General features: G+C 45.9%; 15 protein-coding genes and 1 tRNA gene. 9 read left to right on the top strand and 7 right to left on the bottom strand.

Annotation, left to right across the window (positions count from 1 at the left end; translation table 11 throughout):
- The first annotated feature begins 9 nt into the window (after positions 1-9).
- The 6 genes from PSI22_RS08765 (at position 10) to PSI22_RS08740 (ending at position 5,731) form a co-directional block, all read left to right on the top strand.
- Positions 10-282, top strand: a complete 273-nt coding sequence (locus tag PSI22_RS08765) for an oxidative damage protection protein (protein WP_273579415.1) — start codon at positions 10-12, stop codon at positions 280-282.
- 153 nt (positions 283-435) lie between these two features.
- Positions 436-1,509: a membrane-bound lytic murein transglycosylase MltC gene (mltC, locus tag PSI22_RS08760; RefSeq protein WP_273579414.1), complete on the top strand. Its 1,074-nt coding sequence runs from the start codon at positions 436-438 to the stop codon at positions 1,507-1,509.
- 151 nt (positions 1,510-1,660) lie between these two features.
- Positions 1,661-1,736: transfer RNA gene (locus PSI22_RS08755), tRNA-Phe, on the top strand.
- 165 nt (positions 1,737-1,901) lie between these two features.
- Positions 1,902-3,173, top strand: a complete 1,272-nt coding sequence (locus tag PSI22_RS08750) for a tyrosine-type recombinase/integrase (protein ID WP_273579413.1) — start codon at positions 1,902-1,904, stop codon at positions 3,171-3,173.
- Between the two features lie 139 nt (positions 3,174-3,312).
- Positions 3,313-3,519 carry a helix-turn-helix transcriptional regulator gene (locus tag PSI22_RS08745; RefSeq protein ID WP_099131000.1) on the top strand — a complete coding sequence of 69 codons (207 nt, stop codon included), beginning with the start codon at positions 3,313-3,315 and terminating at the stop codon, positions 3,517-3,519.
- A 106-nt stretch (positions 3,520-3,625) separates the two neighbouring features.
- Positions 3,626-5,731, top strand: a complete 2,106-nt coding sequence (locus PSI22_RS08740; protein ID WP_273579412.1) for an AAA family ATPase — start codon at positions 3,626-3,628, stop codon at positions 5,729-5,731.
- Positions 5,732-6,036: 305 nt separating this feature from the next.
- Here the strand turns inward: PSI22_RS08740 and PSI22_RS08735 are convergent, their stop codons facing one another.
- From PSI22_RS08735 to PSI22_RS08705, 7 genes are all read right to left on the bottom strand, one after another.
- Positions 6,037-6,300 (bottom strand): PAAR domain-containing protein, encoded by a 264-nt coding sequence (locus PSI22_RS08735; protein ID WP_273579411.1) that lies wholly within the window; start codon positions 6,298-6,300, stop codon positions 6,037-6,039.
- Positions 6,301-6,419: 119 nt separating this feature from the next.
- Entirely contained in the window at positions 6,420-7,217 is a 798-nt protein-coding gene (locus PSI22_RS08730; protein ID WP_273579410.1) for a hypothetical protein, read from the bottom strand.
- Between the two features lie 21 nt (positions 7,218-7,238).
- Positions 7,239-9,137 carry a lipase family protein gene (locus PSI22_RS08725; protein ID WP_273579409.1) on the bottom strand — a complete coding sequence of 633 codons (1,899 nt, stop codon included), beginning with the start codon at positions 9,135-9,137 and terminating at the stop codon, positions 7,239-7,241.
- 71 nt (positions 9,138-9,208) lie between these two features.
- A complete protein-coding gene (locus tag PSI22_RS08720) occupies positions 9,209-9,940 on the bottom strand; it encodes a DUF4123 domain-containing protein (protein WP_273579408.1) in 732 nt (243 codons plus the stop codon).
- A 2-nt stretch (positions 9,941-9,942) separates the two neighbouring features.
- Positions 9,943-11,943: a type VI secretion system Vgr family protein gene (locus tag PSI22_RS08715; protein ID WP_273579407.1), complete on the bottom strand. Its 2,001-nt coding sequence runs from the start codon at positions 11,941-11,943 to the stop codon at positions 9,943-9,945.
- 32 nt (positions 11,944-11,975) lie between these two features.
- Positions 11,976-13,733, bottom strand: a complete 1,758-nt coding sequence (locus tag PSI22_RS08710) for a type VI secretion system baseplate subunit TssF (RefSeq protein ID WP_273579406.1) — start codon at positions 13,731-13,733, stop codon at positions 11,976-11,978.
- Positions 13,734-13,833: 100 nt separating this feature from the next.
- Entirely contained in the window at positions 13,834-14,121 is a 288-nt protein-coding gene (locus PSI22_RS08705) for a hypothetical protein (RefSeq protein WP_273579405.1), read from the bottom strand.
- Between the two features lie 246 nt (positions 14,122-14,367).
- On the opposite strand from PSI22_RS08705, the gene PSI22_RS08700 reads away from it, so the two are divergent.
- From PSI22_RS08700 to PSI22_RS08690, 3 genes are read left to right on the top strand one after another with little or no spacing between them, the layout of a single operon-like run.
- A complete protein-coding gene (locus PSI22_RS08700) occupies positions 14,368-14,565 on the top strand; it encodes a hypothetical protein (RefSeq protein ID WP_273579404.1) in 198 nt (65 codons plus the stop codon).
- A gap of 16 nt (positions 14,566-14,581) precedes the next feature.
- Complete coding sequence (locus PSI22_RS08695; RefSeq protein WP_273579403.1) at positions 14,582-14,800, top strand: hypothetical protein; 219 nt, start codon at positions 14,582-14,584, stop codon at positions 14,798-14,800.
- Positions 14,797-15,666: an integrase domain-containing protein gene (locus PSI22_RS08690; RefSeq protein ID WP_273579402.1), complete on the top strand. Its 870-nt coding sequence runs from the start codon at positions 14,797-14,799 to the stop codon at positions 15,664-15,666. Before PSI22_RS08695 ends, PSI22_RS08690 begins: the two co-directional genes overlap by 4 nt.
- Positions 15,667-15,674: the final 8 nt, after the last annotated feature.

Genomic DNA, 15,674 nt, shown 5'->3' with positions numbered 1-15,674 from the left:
GGATTTATTATGAGCAGAACTATTTTTTGTACTTTTTTGCAACGAGAAGCCGAAGGCCAAGATTTTCAGCTCTATCCAGGAGAACTGGGCAAGCGCATTTTCAATGAGATTTCTAAAGAGGCGTGGCAGCAATGGATGAGTAAACAAACCATGCTGATCAATGAAAAAAAATTGAACACCATGAACCCAGAAAATCGCAAACTACTCGAACAAGAAATGGTGAAGTTCCTGTTTGAAGGGCATGATATTAAAATCGACGGTTATACACCGCCGGAAAAATAATCTTATAACGCCTTATCATTGGGTGACACTACAGATAAAAATCACCCAATTAATGAGATAGGTTCATAATATTATTATGCATTAACATAAAATAAGAGCCTCTTTATCGGGCTCTAACACTGATGACACCCCAATACCTAACGGCATTGTAAAATGAAAAGACTGCTGGCTCTGATTCTTCTCACTCCACTCCTGATTTCCTGCTCTAGCAAAAAAGATATTGAATACAATGAAGCATACGTAAAAGATACGAATGGTTTTGATATCTTAATGGGGCAATTTGCCCATGACATTGAAAACATTTGGGGCTTACAAGAAGTTTTAATCGCAGGCCCTAAAGATTACGTAAAATACACGGATCAATACCAAACTCGCAGCCATATCAATTTTGATGCGGGAACTATCACAATTGAAACCTTATCGCCTATTGAACCCTCTGAACATTTACGCAAGGCGATTATTACCACCTTGCTGATGGGTGACGATCCTGGCTCTGTTGATCTTTATTCTGACATCAATGACATTCAGATCAGCAAAGAGCCATTTCTTTATGGGCAAGTTTTGGATAATGCGGGTGAGACAATTCGTTGGGAGTGGCGTGCACGTCATTTTGCAAATTACCTTCTCCAGAATAAATTACAAAAACGCCAATCAGGGCTACATATGATTTGGACCGTCACTATTCAATTGGTTCCTAATCATTTAGATAAACGGGCACATAAATACCTGCCGATGATTCGCAAAGCCGCCATCAAATATGGCGTTGATGAATCCCTGATCCTTGCCATTATGCAAAATGAATCCAGCTTTAACCCTTACGCTGTCAGTCGTTCTGATGCTCTGGGATTAATGCAGGTCATGCAGCATACCGCTGGACGGGATGTCTTCAAGATGCAAGGAAAATCCGGCCAGCCTAGCCGCAGTTATCTCTTCGATCCTGAAAATAACATTGATGCAGGTACCGCATATCTATCGATCTTGCAGAATATCTATTTAGGGGAAATCAACAACGCAACCTCACGTCGATATGCCGTTATTACCGCCTACAATGGCGGCGCTGGCAGTGTATTGAGAGTGTTCTCCAGTGATAAGAAAAAAGCGGCACAAATCATCAATACCATGGCACCTGGTGATGTTTATGAAACACTGACCAATAAACATCCGGCTTCTGAATCACGCCGTTATTTGATGAAAGTGAATAATACCCAGAAAGTCTATCGTCGATAGTTGATCATCGGTATCAATGAATGGAGAGGCACTATCCTCTCCATTATTGTTTAAATTTATAACCACTTGAACAATTTGAAAGCACACAGATAAAATTATGTAGAAAGTCGTTGACGGATTTAGCTGAATACGGTTTAATTCGTCCCCGTTAGCCCGGATAGCTCAGTCGGTAGAGCAGGGGATTGAAAATCCCCGTGTCCTTGGTTCGATTCCGAGTCCGGGCACCACTTCAACTTCCAGTGAAGTCCAGCCAAGTAAAACAATTCATACTAAATCCAGTAAAATCAACATCCATTCTTATTTTTACGTCTAGTTTCGTCTGTTGCAATCAAGATGCAGCGAAGGGCATAATTCGGGGCACTTACCGTTCGATTAAAGGAATGCCCTTAATAATGAAACTAAACGCACGACAAATCGAAACTGCAAAACCCAAAGAAAAAACCTACAAACTCGCCGATGGCGGTGGCCTCTATTTAGAAGTCTCGTCACGTGGCTCAAAATACTGGCGCATGAAGTATTACCGCCCGACCGATAAAAAAGAAGACCGACTGGCGTTCGGTGTCTATCCGACAGTATCGTTAGCCGATGCCCGTGCTAAACGTGATGAAGCCAAAAAGCTGATGGCTCAGGGTATCGACCCCAAAGCCGAGAAAAAAGGCACACCAACGCCCGCCAAAATCAATTCGTTTGAACAAGTCGCCCGGGCATGGCACGCCAGTAACAAACGCTGGAGCGACAGCCACCGTCAAAAAATATTGCGCAGCCTTGAGCAGTATATCTTCCCGCATATCGGCACCCGCGATATTACCACATTACGTACCAGCCAGCTTTTAGCGCCGGTCAAAGCCATTGATGCCGAGGGCAAACACGATATCGCGCAACGACTGCGGCAACGTATCACGGCCATCATGCGCTACGCCGTCCAGAATGACATTCTGGAATCCAACCCGGCTAATGACATGGCAGGCGCACTCATCACCACAAAATCCCGTCATCACCCCGCCTTGCCCCATGAATGTTTACCTGATTTCCTGAACCGATTGTCTGCTTACCGCGGACGCTTACTGACCAAAATCGCGGTAGAACTGGCGCTGCTGACGTTTGTCCGCTCCAGTGAGCTGAGATTTGCCCGCTGGCAGGAAATCGACCTTGAAAATTCAGTATGGAAAATCCCTGCCACAAGGCAACCGATTAAAGGCGTTCGCTTTTCTGAGCGCGGCATGAAAATGAAAACGGATCACATTGTACCGTTGAGCCGTCAGGCGGTTGGTCTTATCAACGCCTTACACGAACTGAGCGGCAACTGCGACGTGATGTTCCCCAGCGATCATAATTCCGCGAAAGTCATGAGTGAAAACACGGTTAACAAGGCATTACGCGCGATGGGGTACGATACTCAAACCGAAGTCTGCGGGCATGGCTTCCGCACAATGGCGCGCGGTGCAATGGGTGAATCCGGCCTGTGGAGCGATGACGCCATCGAACGCCAGCTCAGCCATATCGAACGAAACAACGTCCGGGCGGCGTATATTCATACATCCAAACATCTGGACGAACGGCGGCTGATGGTGCAGTGGTGGGCGGATTATCTGGATGCGAACCGGGAAAAACCCATAACACCGTATGACTTCGCCAAACCACTGCGTGACAGGAAAAACCGCTAGTACAATTTGCAACCCGCTAATTTTCATCGGGAGAAAAACAATTAACGCTGTTCATTAAGTCTTGCTTTTTAAATAATTCGCCTGTCATCAAACAACGTCCACGGTGAGCGCTAAGGGACTCGGTAACAGGAGAGTGAATATGACAATGGCAGCATTAAAAACAAGTTTGATTCGTTTGCCGGAAGTGCAGCGCAGAACGGGTTACAGCAAAGCGTGGATCTACAAACTGATTAGCGATGGCGCATTCCCGCAGCAGGTCAAAATCGGACCTCGCTCAGTGGCCTTTATTGAAGCAGAGATTGATGACTGGATCGCCCAGCGTATTGCAGAATCGCGGGCGGCATAACACAGAAAAGACGATGACATAAGAAACGTAACATAAAACACAACGCCCCAGTGTGCTGGAACACATCTGAGGCGTCTGACCAACAACCATTAAGTGAGGTAAAACGATGGCTGATACACAGCATACCCAAACTCGTCCCAAATTTACAGTTCAAAAAACATCAGGCAGCCAAAAATCGCTTGATCTGATCCAGACCGTGAAAGCATCTGCGATGTATTCGTGGCAAAACCTGCTGCCCACTTGCGGTATTACTGTTCCGGCAAAAGGTAAACATGGTGCTTGCCCTGTTTGCGGAGGTACCGACCGTTTCCACTTTATCGACGACCATCATCACGGCAACTGGCACTGCCGCCATTGTGATACCCCTAACTATGGTGATGGACTGGATTTAGTGGCAAGAACCAACCGGATCACGATTATTGAAGCAGCCAAAGTTGTCGCGGATGCACTGGCATTGCCTTTGCCTGAACCCAAGCCCGCCAAAAAAACCACTTATCCCACACAGCCCATTGCCGAAAGCATCGCGGCACTGATAAAGCAGACTATCGCCGGACAATCGCCCTATTTGACTGCAAAAGGGCTGCACTGCCCAAATCAGCGGTTACTGTTCGATAATTCGGTTTTATTACCGCTGACAACACTGGATAAAAAAATTACCGGTGCACAAATCATCAAAACCAATGGGGAGAAAAAATTACTGTCTGGCAGCCAGAAAAAAGGGGCGTTTATTGCCGTATCAGCGCTGGAAGCGTTCCCCGACACGGTGATCATTACCGAAGGTTACGCCACAGCCCTGACCGTTAACCAGTTACATCAAGGCAGCGCTCTGGCGGCACTGGATGCAGGCAATTTATTTTCTGTCGCCAAAGCCGTTAGGGAACGCTGGCCTGACACAAAAATCATTATTGCCGCAGATAATGACTGGCATCGCCCTAACGAACTGGATAAGCACGGCAAACCGAAAGTGAATATCGGCAGGATCTCAGCAGAAAAAGCAGCGCTGACGGTGAATGGTTGGATTTCTTTACCACCGACAGAATATAAAGCCGACTGGGATGATTATCGCCAACAACACGGCATTGAGGCAGCACAACAGGCATTCAGTAAGGCGTTATATCAGGTGAGAGAACCGATGAGCAGTGACGCAATAGAAACCCGTCGTTATGACAACGTCGAGAGCATTTATCCAAATCGTAAAACAAAGTTACCACTCTCAGTCGGCTCTGAGGGCTTTGATGCGCAGCTAGACTACGTGGTTAAGGGCATTATTCCGGCGCATTCCCTGTGCAGCATTTACGGGGCGAGCGGTTCATATAAAAGTTTTCTGGCGGGGGCATGGGGTTGTCATATTGCCACAGGTAAGGCATGGGCTGGAAAGTCGGTTGCTCAGGGTGCTGTACTGTACGTGGTCGGTGAAGGTGGGATCGGTGTGCCCCGACGCATCAAAGCATGGGAAATCGTCAACGGTCAGACGGTTGAAAATATGTATCTGATCAATACTCCCGTCTTTCCGGCCTCGCCTGCCGAAGTACATGAGCTGGTGATTGCCGTCCGGCAGGTTGAGTCTGAAACAGGCGAACCGGTACGCCTGATTATTCTGGACACTCTTGCCCGCTGTTTTGGTGGTGCTGATGAGAATGATTCAAAAGATATGGGCGCTTTTGTCCGGGGCTGTGACGAACTAAAAGCCAGAACAGGGGCAAGTATTCTCGTGGTTCACCATTCCGGCAAAGATGAAAGCAAAGGCGCAAGGGGTTCCAGTGCCTTTCGTGCTGCGCTGGATGTTGAATACCGGATCAATCGGGAAGGGAAAAAAGGCGGTGCGCTGGTTATAACCTGCACCAAAATGAAAGATGCCGAAGAGCCGGAAACCAAAGCCTATGACATGCGTGTGGTTGAACTCTTTACCGATAAAGACGGTGAGGATATTACATCACTGGTTCTGGTTGACAAGCCGCGTGATCCGGTTGAGGAGGAAGAAATTGAACATATCCCCAATAAAACAGATAACCACACGACATTATGGCAATGTATCCGGTCGCGCACTGCCCTGAAAGAACCTTGTTCTGTTGCCCTTATACGTGATGATTTAAAGGCGATGGGAGTGAATGTGAAGAATTTCAGCCGTTGGTTAACCAAGTTAGAACATGATGGACTCATTACCCGCAACGGGCAGGAAATAACCATTATCAACCAAAACAATGCAGACTAGATAGTGAGTAAAAAAATGAGGAATTACGAGAAAATAGATTGTGATACTCACCGTATTCCTCATTTCTCGCGCATATATGCAGAAAAAGCGAGGAACATTAATTATATTGATTTTTAAAGATAAATTAATCTCCATTCCTCACCTATTTTTACCCTGAGGCAAATAAAAAACGAGTAGAGAATTGAGGAGCAGGTGAGGAATTAAATTGTTTTTTGGCAGGTGTTTTTCGGCTCTCCGTGTTACCGGGCTAATGTATTAGCCCGGTAACACGGAGAAGACAAGCGCAGCGCGTCAGTGTGGTTTTATTAAGCGAGAAACTCTTTCTGGCTGGCAATCAGTTTAGCACCACATGCCGTGCGCATTCCTTCGACTGCAATCGCTTTTCCATTATTTTTTAAATTCTCACTGCCCTCGATAATAGGAAAAACTCCCTCGCATTTTGGGCACTCAACTAAATCTGTTTCTCCGGCAACGGGAATTCCTTTATAAGTATAACCATCTACAGTGGTAATTACTTTTCCACCGTGATCGGTGGTGTCGTTTAATAGAATAACGGCTTTGGTTGCCATATTGAACCTCATGTATGAAAAATTTAGTTATCAATGATTGATATCAACCACAACATCAGAAACTATAAATAAATCATGGAATGTTCTGATGCTGAGGTGGTTTTAATAAATATTTATTACTATTCCAATTGGGATGTATTATTTATTTTCCAATAATCAATAGAATCCCTATCTAAATCAACCTTACCATCAGGATATTCAACTCTGGATGGTTTATTACCTCCTGGTATAATAATTTTTGGCATTTTAGTTTCATCTAAAGTTGGTATGTATTTTATTTTCCATTCATTTTTTTGCTGTAGAATTAATTCAAAAAAGCTTAGTTCCCTCCCAGAATAAAGACCTATTTGATTAGTATTACCTGTAACAAAACTTTTTCTTAAGACTGGATAAATAGTCGGCCTATAATCAATGATATTTTCGAATTTTTTCATGTCACTAGGTTTTCTTGCACCATTGATATATACATTTATTCCTGCCCTACCTCGCGATACAGCATTCTTCATCAGATGGCTAACGTTAGTATACTCAATAGCTAATTCAATATTATCAATCTGCCATTGACACCAACCTCCACCATTAAGAGGTATTTTTTCTTTAAAATAACCTGTTACAGGATCTACTAAAATATTAAATCTGTTCCAGTGATATTTAGGTAAGTGATAGAGTGTTCCACCTGCGGTATTATGAGTCGCAAGACACCTATTTGAAGCATAAATGCTGTCTAAATTAGGTTTCGTATTTGGAGGAGCAATACCTTCGACTGTAATCCATTGATTTTTTTCAGGTGGTGAAAATGGTTCAGACTTATCTTTATAAGTCTGCCAGTAACTTGAAATAGTATTAGATATGAATTCACATCCTGTTAAGCACAGGACAAGTGGTAATATTGTTAATAGTCTGAATATTAATTTCATTATTAGCCTCATATTATCCTTTTATCGTTTCTCAGAGTAACGTTGTAAGGCTATTGGGCCTCTTTTATCGTTTTTAGTTACTTCTAGAGTTATCATTAATTGATTATCTATTTCTCTTAAGAAATAATATTCTCTGATTTTTTTTCTTTGAAATACTGCGCGAATCGAATGCGGCTCACTTTCAAGAAATGATAAATCTTCCTGCTTCCTTTGCAATTTTTTATCCGGTGAAAGAGTGCACAGTTCTCGCAATCTCTTATCAATATATTCAGCATATAAGGCGCTACTATGGTCAAGAAGGCCTGTCCCACGCTTGCCTGTAGGATTTTCGTCACCTTGAAAAAATGAACGTACCTCTTGCTCTCTGTATTTATCTACTTTGGTCTGTTGTTCAATAAATTCTTTAGTCTCTTTTCTGGTTTTTTCATTTAACTCCGGAAGTAAATACAGTTTTGACTCTGAATTAGGGAGAGCATAAAAGTAAACTAATTTACCATGATGTAAAAAGGACTCATCCTCATGGTTGAGGAATTTGATACTTTTTGCAAAAAGCCGGCTAGCAGGTATTATTGAACCAATAGGTGTATCAAATACCTCGATTGTGTATCCTAAAAATTTAGAATCAGTTTGAAGAGCTATATTATCCATATCTTTTTTAAAGGGTACAGAAGGAACGAAATCATCTTCATTAACATGACGATAGTGAATAATTTCAATGAGTTCCTGCACTGCACTTTGGGTGAATAAACGCGGCATACCGTAGGTATAAAGGCAGGGATTATAGGATTTGAGTTGTGCGCTATGTAACAAGGCGAGGGCACCACCCAAACTATGACCGCAGATGAATAGTTTTTTATTTTGTGTTAACTCAATGATATGTTCAAATACTGTTTTTCCATCGTCTCTTTTAGGTACTTGGATTTCTGTGACAAGATGGAAGGCATCCCAAAAACCTTTATGAACTTTCCCTTTTTCGCTAAAACCACTACATACACCTTTAGGTGTACAGCCTAATTCTAGCGGCTGGAATGTTCCATCTGTGAGAAGATCCTTTGTTTCCGTCATTTCAGTACCACGCCATCCAATAATAACTTCCTTCTTGTTTGCTACGTAAAAAAGTTGGGTGTGACCCTGAGGAATTTTTTGTTTATTTGAGTCAATGTAGACGACCTCAGTATAGCGATCACTAAATGGAACATCATAAACCACTGGGGAAAAAGATTGGTCATTGACCCTATGAGGTGAACGTGACAGATCGAGCAACTGTTTTTGGAAGAGGTTTGTGACTGAACCTAAGTAATTTTCAGTATCTTCGGCATAAGTTAATATACTCATTAGTGAGAGGTTATAAGCATTAACTAATGAATAGTCTTTTTGATGATGTAACAACAAAGACCATGCCCTAAATGGACATACTTCAATAACATAGCGATATTCGCCTAAATATGATGGATAAACTTCAAGGCCCTGTGGTTCACTATCAGGAAAATGGTAGCTTGGAAGAGGATTTTCTTCTTTCCATTTTTCGATAACTGGCATTTTATCAACCAATTCACCAATCTTTGCATAATGATACTTGCGGCCTGATTCCAAGCTCCCTTTAAAAACTGGTGAAATGGCTTTCATGGCTTCGGTAGAGCGAGTGTATTCACTGTTACGCTTCGTTCTCAGTGGGCGTTTTTCCATTTCATCTGCAAGTTCTTGCCCACTGAGAAATAAGCGTAAAGGAGAAGCCAATAATTGCTCTTCCTTGATCATCCCATTCCCATCTGTTTTCCCTGTACGTGTAGTTTTGCTGTTTTTTAATGTATAAGGCATATTGGTTATGGGTTTATTATGTTCATCGACAAGCTGAATTTCTATTTTGTTCTTTAACATAGCCTGACAATCATGACAATAAATCGAATTTGCATTACTCATCAATCTTTCTCCTGTTCTTTTTCTTGTTCCATCGCCAACAGATAATCCTGACCAGAGATTTTCTCAACGTATTAGCCCGCTTCAATTTTTTGCTGCAACCACTGCTCTATTCGTAGTTCCAGACTACCCACAGGCTGATCCAGTTGTTTCGCCATCTCACCGTGGTTTTCCCATAAATCATCATAAAGTGAACTGCTTAACACTTTCAGGCCGTAAGGGGATCGCAACCAAACAGCAAGCAGGTGCTCGTCCAGTATAAAGGGGATTTCACTGTTACCTTCTCCACATGTTTCGGGACGGTAAAACTGCATCGGCTGTGGTATGTCGATCATCAGTTCTGTGACAGGCGATAGCATCAGTGACCAATCACTGGGTGTGAATGCTGGGAGCATCGCACCAAAAACGCGGGCATCCATAATGCGAAATAACACCTGTTCGCCATTCATTATCACCAGTTGCCGGTATTGCCAGTGAGCAAGCTGTTCCTGCCATGATGTATAACTGCGGTATGCCCATCCCCAACTGTTATCACTGAGTGCGTGGCGATCTAGTATTTCCCCTATCTGGAATAACCCGTGGCTTTTTGCCTGTACCAGCCATGGGCTTTGTTTCAACATCTTGTGCATTGGTGTACCACTGTAGAGCGGAAATGCTTGTTCGACCCAATCATTGCGATAAAACTGATCGATCGGATTGGGTTGCGCCAGAGAATTGAGAATAAAGAATACGGGCGCGTCATTCGGTTTATTCAGCCATGTCTGCCAGCTTAGTGATGTTTCAATCATCGTTGCTTCCATCGTCATGGTTATTCCTTATTAGCGGGTTTAATCACCGGACTGACATCCTGCTGAGCCAGTAATGGGCAGTATGGATGAGCCGGAAATTCCACCATCGACAACGGCTCGACACCTTCCGGCAGTTGCAGTGCCAGCCCGCGTCCATTGCCGCCAGAGCCTTGTCCGACATTCAGCGGTGAACAGAAAATGCCGCCGGGCGTAACTTTGAGAAAACTGCCGCCCACTTTCAACGTAATTTCTGCCGCGGCTTCCAGCACCACCTTGCCTCCGCTTTTCAGGTGAATTTCCTGCCCGCTGTCAATCACGGTCGCATCGCCGGTCTGGATATGCTGGCTGCCGGCAATCCGGTGCGACACATCCTCTTCGGTGGTGATTTTGCGTGAACCGGCGACCTGATGATGGTCATCAGCACGGATATCGTGATATCGGTTGTTGTCAATGCGCTGTTTCTGGTCATGTTTGATGTGCCAGTAGGCATCATTTTCGATATACGCGGTAAAATCTTTCTGGCCGTGGAAATAGATTTCCTCGCTGCCCTTTGCATCCTCAAAGCGCAGTTCGTTAAAGCCTTTGCCCTTGTGGGTTTTGGTCTTAAAGGTGGTACGGGTTTTGGCGGCGGGCAAATCCAGCGGCGGGCGGTTCAGGCCATTGTAAACACAGCCGGTGACAATCGGTCGGTCGATATCCCCGTTGAGGTAAGAGATAATCACCTCCTGCCCGATACGCGGTATCGCCATAAAACCATAGCCGTTGCCGTTCCAGCCCTGAGCCACCCGCATCCAGCATGAAGCGCTGTCATCCGGCTCGTCATAGCGATTCCAGTGGAAATGGACTTTAATTGCGCCGTCTTTGTTAACGAAAATTTCTTCCCCTTCCGGCCCGACCACTATTGCGGTTTCATCACCATCGGCTAAGGGTTTATAGTGGAACGGCGGACGCCAGTCGGCAAGACCATCAATAAAGCTGAAGGTATTGCTGAGTGTCGTACCCTGCCCGCTGTTATCGCCCAGCGCTTGTGGGCAATGCCCGCGATGGCTGATGGTGACGATTTGCCAGCGGGCGTTGAACGGTTTGTGCGGGTGATTTTTTATCTCGAAGATTTTGCCCGGCCTGAGTTTGATGCAGTTACTGTTGCCAGTTCCGGTCTGTTTCTGATTATCCAGCGCTTCCTGCCGGTATTTTAAAAATGGTTTGGCGGCAGCATCTTTCTGAAAGCGTCCGTAACTCTCAAACACGGTGTAAGGGGTCTGGCTGCCGAAATCGCGGAAGCCTTCGCTGCTGTGCATATGGGAGAGATGATAGCGCGGGTTTTCTGGGGTGAAATCTTTGTGGAAACTGCGTTGCGGACTCATCCCGACGCCCAGTTGCACCTGATAAATGGTATCAACGCCGTAGGCTGTTTCTGGCTGAGGCTGGTATTGCAGTGGCAAGCCGGCAGTCATCCCCAGGTGGCTGTCACTGAAAAACAGCGTTTCATCCTCAAACCAGAAACTGATACCTTCTTCCGCAGCTAACCGGCTGAAAAACGCATAATCTGACTCCCGTTTCTGAGTGACATACTCTCTGTCCTGATGCGCATCGTAGAGTTTTGAATCGGCTTTTACCCGGTGCTTTTTCAGCAGGCTGTTTAATATCGCCGGGGCATTTTGCCGATGATAAATCCGGCTGTCCTGATTGAGCGTTAAACGCCAGCAGACAGGGCGAACAGTGACGGTATAGCGCGTCTTGTGACCATCGGTGCCCACCCAATTTGCGTGGGAAACAATCCCGGTGATTTTGCGCTGCTCTGTTTCACCATAAAAAATCTGCAACACCGCTTCCTGCATCAGCAACGAGACCAAATCAATTTCCGCCTGCGGCTTAAAGGGGTTCGCGTTACCGGCCCTGACCAGCGTCAGGTTGAGAGTAAACAGCTCAGAGAGTTGTTCTTGCAAAGAAAAATCGCCGACCGCAAAGGTGTCTTCCGGCACACCCGCGATACGGCAGGTAAAACGTAATCCACTTTTCATTTTTATTCCTTATCGGTTATGACATGCATGCCTTACAGGGCCGGGCGTAATCCATCGACGTGCCAGAACTGCCATAGCATTTCACTGTTGTCCGGGGTAAAAATTTCCAGCATGACGAACGTGGACTGGCTGATAAAGCAGGCCATCGCCTGATTGATTAACCGGCTGAAACGGTACATCTCGCCGGGCGTGTGGTAACAACCGGGATTCAGCGTGAGCGATAACACATACCCACGAACCGGTTGCCCACGCTTTAAGCGGTCAGTCAGGCGTTCTTTTACCTGCACAATGCCGTCAATGTGTTGCTGGAACTGGCGGCTCAGCGGACGGTTGGTCTCGCTATGCGGGTCAAACAGGCGGAGAAACTGTTTCAGGCTATCGGTGGCAAATAACATCATCGGCGGACTGGAGAGGCAGGAGAGCAGTGGCCAGCCGTTATTTTCCTGTAACAATGGCGGATAATCGGTCACCACCGGAATAATATTCTGCACATCAAAATGGGACGGTGCACTTTCCGGCGTCACGGTAATTGCGCCTTGTTCCAGCGTCAGTGCCTGCTCATGGTAGCCGATGAAAGAGCACGAGACAGCAATATCCGGCAGATTGTTTGCCGGATTGCCGGTCAAATCAAAAAAGCACAACCGGTGCCGGGTTCTGCCCAGAAAATCAGATTCAGTCTGGAACTGGTAGTAAAACGTGTCGGGCTGTGCATCGTCATCGAAAAAACGCCCGGTGGGAACAAACTGCTCAATCGGCAGCCAGTGATAAGGCGTGCCACGCTGCTCACTGTCTTCGGGCTGCACTACCACCTGAACCTCCCGCAGCCGGTACAAGCACACCGATCCCCCCAATGGCAGCGGATAGCGGTGATTGCCGGCTTCCAACCGAACAGGCGGGCTGGCCTGGTTTTCCAGATGGATCGCCGGAACACAACCCAACAAAAATGCCCCCTCAACATCATCCAGCGGCAATTCGCCCCCGAAACGCAAAATCAGCTCAAACGTGCCATCGTCATTCAGCGGGACTTTTGCGCAACTGCTGCTGATATCCAGCGTGACAAAGTTATAAAGCGCCGGCAACGCATAATATTCCACCAATGGTTGCAGGCCGGAATAGGGACTTTTGGCGCTGGGCAGCAACGGTTCGTCAAGCAAGCCATGCCAGCCATCAGGAAAACTTTTCATTGTTCGCCGCTCACCCTGTGTGTTCAGGCTAATATCACAGATATGTTGATCCAGCCACAGGCTGAGCTGGGCGGCGCGCTCCGTATCAGTGCCAAGGAAAAAAGATAAGGCTCCGCTTTGCCAGAAAGAAGACGCCGAACCGGTTTGGCATAGTGTCAGGATGATTTCACTGTGAGTACCCGTTTTCCTGACTGCGCGCTCCTGGACAATCAACGGTTCAATATGTAAAGGACGGCAGGTTTTAAAGTTGATCAACTGCCCGTTAAGGCTGGCAGACACCGATGTACTGATCGGGATCTCGGCAGTGCCCTGATGTTCATCATCCGTGGGCGTAAATTGTACTATCGTCGTCGGTGGAATAGGAGACAGGGCTAACGGCCAGATGCGGGAGAGAATACCGTGAACAATTTCGGGCAAACTATCCTCCAGCTTGTCCCGCAGATTGGCAATCAAAAACGCAAAGGCTTCGAAAACACGGGCAATATCAGGGTCATGAGAGGAAACCAGAAACTCAGCCAGATGCGGTGACTCTTTCGCGATGTGCTCAGCCAGCTCTCGCAGGTAAGCGCGCTCTTTTAGATAAAGCGATTCTTTGTTGTTTTTCATTGAATTTAACTTGTGTTTTATCAATTAGGCTTCGGTATCATGCTGAATCTCAGCGAGATAAAATGCATAGCTGAACAGAAAAGCACATTTATTCTACACATTAATCAATCAAATTAATTAACGAATTAAATCCAGTTTTTGGCTGGTGCTGGCAGAATATAGGGGGATCATCGGAATATGCACGGTAATTCAGGCAAAAATCAGGCTGGCAGGAATAGTTAATGGTTTGACTCTCGCCTGTCTGACCGTTAATATCTTTCTCTACAAAAATGATCCCTCGCCTGTCAGGATCGCCTTCGGGTGGCGAGTGAAAACTCCCGTAGCCTGCAAGGGAGAGCAAGCATTGCGGTACATCTGCCCACCTTTGGAAGCAGATATTGTCAGACATAAACCCCTTGTCTGGTAATGAAGGTTTCTTAAACTAAAAATACGCCCAAAAGGTGTTTTTATCTTGTCGCCGAAGGGTGTTGAACGTGGGTTCATACACTGACTTTTCAAATCAACATAAATCCTGTTTATCTTCAATGAACAACAGGATGGCTTTTGCGCATCCGTTCATACTTTTATCTATCCCTGTCTGAATTATTCAACAGACAATTTTTTTACCGCTAAACCATTAACGCATGACTACCGTTTGACATTGAATCTGGCGGCGTTTTGCTGTACCCGTTGGTATTTCAACGCTTACATAGCCTTTGCTGATTGTTCGAAAACTCAAGGCGTCACTTTTTGCGGTTTACCGCTGAAAGTGACGCCGCAGCCAAAGCACCACGCAACTCTGACAGGCTCACGCCTGCTTCACCACTCAGTGAATCTGACACTGCATTTTTAGATTAAAAAAGGAGAACTTGACGATATCGAGGCTGGCTTTTTTTGCCAGTGGGGATGACCTGCTTATGCAGGCGGCAGTACCGCGTACTCAACCGATACCCCGCAATACCTCAACCTGCGTTCACTCTGGCGCACAGATATCGATCAAGGGCAAAGCAGGTTTTTCTGTTTTGCCAGAATGGTCGCGCGCCAGAGATTGCATGTTGTCAGGTATAGATCGCGGGAGAAGCTGGTGAGTCGATTGATTAAGGAATTAAAATTTTTTGCCCGGCAAGGCGGCGGCAGCCATAAGACCTGCCATGATCGCATTCGGATTGCTGGACGCTTGGGCGCGTTGTTATTGAGCCTGAATATTCAGGTTAAAAGCCTTAATAATTTGAAAGCCAAGCATGTAGAGCAGTACGTTGATGCCCGTTTGTCTCAGGGAATTGCCAAACGAACAGTGCAAAATGAAATGGCTGCGCTGCGTAATATCTTTCGCATGGCAGGCCGAGAAAAACTGGAGACCTCGCCACGTTTGAGTAATCAGGCATTGGGATTAAGCGGAACCAGCCGAGCAGGAACGAAACAAGCTATCCCTGATGCTACATTTCAGATTGTTTATCAGAAGGCACGTGAACGTGATGCCGGATTTGCCATCACACTGAAACTCGCCCGATTGCTGGGGTTACGTTCTCAGGAAGCAGTGCAATGCAGTGCTTCGTTAAAAAGCTGGCGTAAACAGTTGGAGCAATCAGAACCGAAACTGCATGTTGTCTTCGGTACAAAAGGCGGAAGACCAAGGCAAACCCGTGTATTGAATGTTGCAGCGGTAAAAGAGGCTGTAGAGCAGGCCATTGCTATCGCAGAACAACGTGGCGGCAGATTGATTGATAAGCCAGATCTCAAACAAGCCATAAACTACTGGCGGGCACATACCACAAAAATCGGTTTAACAGGTTGTCATTCTCCCCACAGTTTGCGCTATGCGTGGGCGCAGGATGCACTGAATTATTACCAACAAAATGGTTTTAGTCGTCAGGAGGCAAGAGCACTGGTTTCAATGGATTTGGGGCACGGTGATGGTCGTGGGCGTTATGTTGAGCGGGTTTATAACCGTTAAACTTAGTG

This window comes from Xenorhabdus aichiensis (genome assembly GCF_028598775.1).
In the GTDB taxonomy this organism is placed as follows: domain Bacteria; phylum Pseudomonadota; class Gammaproteobacteria; order Enterobacterales; family Enterobacteriaceae; genus Xenorhabdus; species Xenorhabdus bovienii.
The sequence above is the reverse complement of the archived record's forward strand: the minus strand, read 5'-3'. Positions and strand labels throughout refer to the sequence as shown.

Coding starts and splice junctions, on each gene's coding strand:
- PSI22_RS08740 (WP_273579412.1), top strand. CDS start 3,626: ATGGCTGATACACAGCATACCCAAACTCGTCCCAAATTTACAGTTCAA.
- PSI22_RS08725 (WP_273579409.1), bottom strand. CDS start 9,137: ATGAGTAATGCAAATTCGATTTATTGTCATGATTGTCAGGCTATGTTA.
- mltC (WP_273579414.1), top strand. CDS start 436: ATGAAAAGACTGCTGGCTCTGATTCTTCTCACTCCACTCCTGATTTCC.
- PSI22_RS08745 (WP_099131000.1), top strand. CDS start 3,313: ATGACAATGGCAGCATTAAAAACAAGTTTGATTCGTTTGCCGGAAGTG.
- PSI22_RS08765 (WP_273579415.1), top strand. CDS start 10: ATGAGCAGAACTATTTTTTGTACTTTTTTGCAACGAGAAGCCGAAGGC.
- PSI22_RS08750 (WP_273579413.1), top strand. CDS start 1,902: ATGAAACTAAACGCACGACAAATCGAAACTGCAAAACCCAAAGAAAAA.
- PSI22_RS08720 (WP_273579408.1), bottom strand. CDS start 9,940: ATGACGATGGAAGCAACGATGATTGAAACATCACTAAGCTGGCAGACA.
- PSI22_RS08730 (WP_273579410.1), bottom strand. CDS start 7,217: ATGAAATTAATATTCAGACTATTAACAATATTACCACTTGTCCTGTGC.
- PSI22_RS08735 (WP_273579411.1), bottom strand. CDS start 6,300: ATGGCAACCAAAGCCGTTATTCTATTAAACGACACCACCGATCACGGT.
- PSI22_RS08710 (WP_273579406.1), bottom strand. CDS start 13,733: ATGAAAAACAACAAAGAATCGCTTTATCTAAAAGAGCGCGCTTACCTG.
- PSI22_RS08705 (WP_273579405.1), bottom strand. CDS start 14,121: ATGTCTGACAATATCTGCTTCCAAAGGTGGGCAGATGTACCGCAATGC.
- PSI22_RS08715 (WP_273579407.1), bottom strand. CDS start 11,943: ATGAAAAGTGGATTACGTTTTACCTGCCGTATCGCGGGTGTGCCGGAA.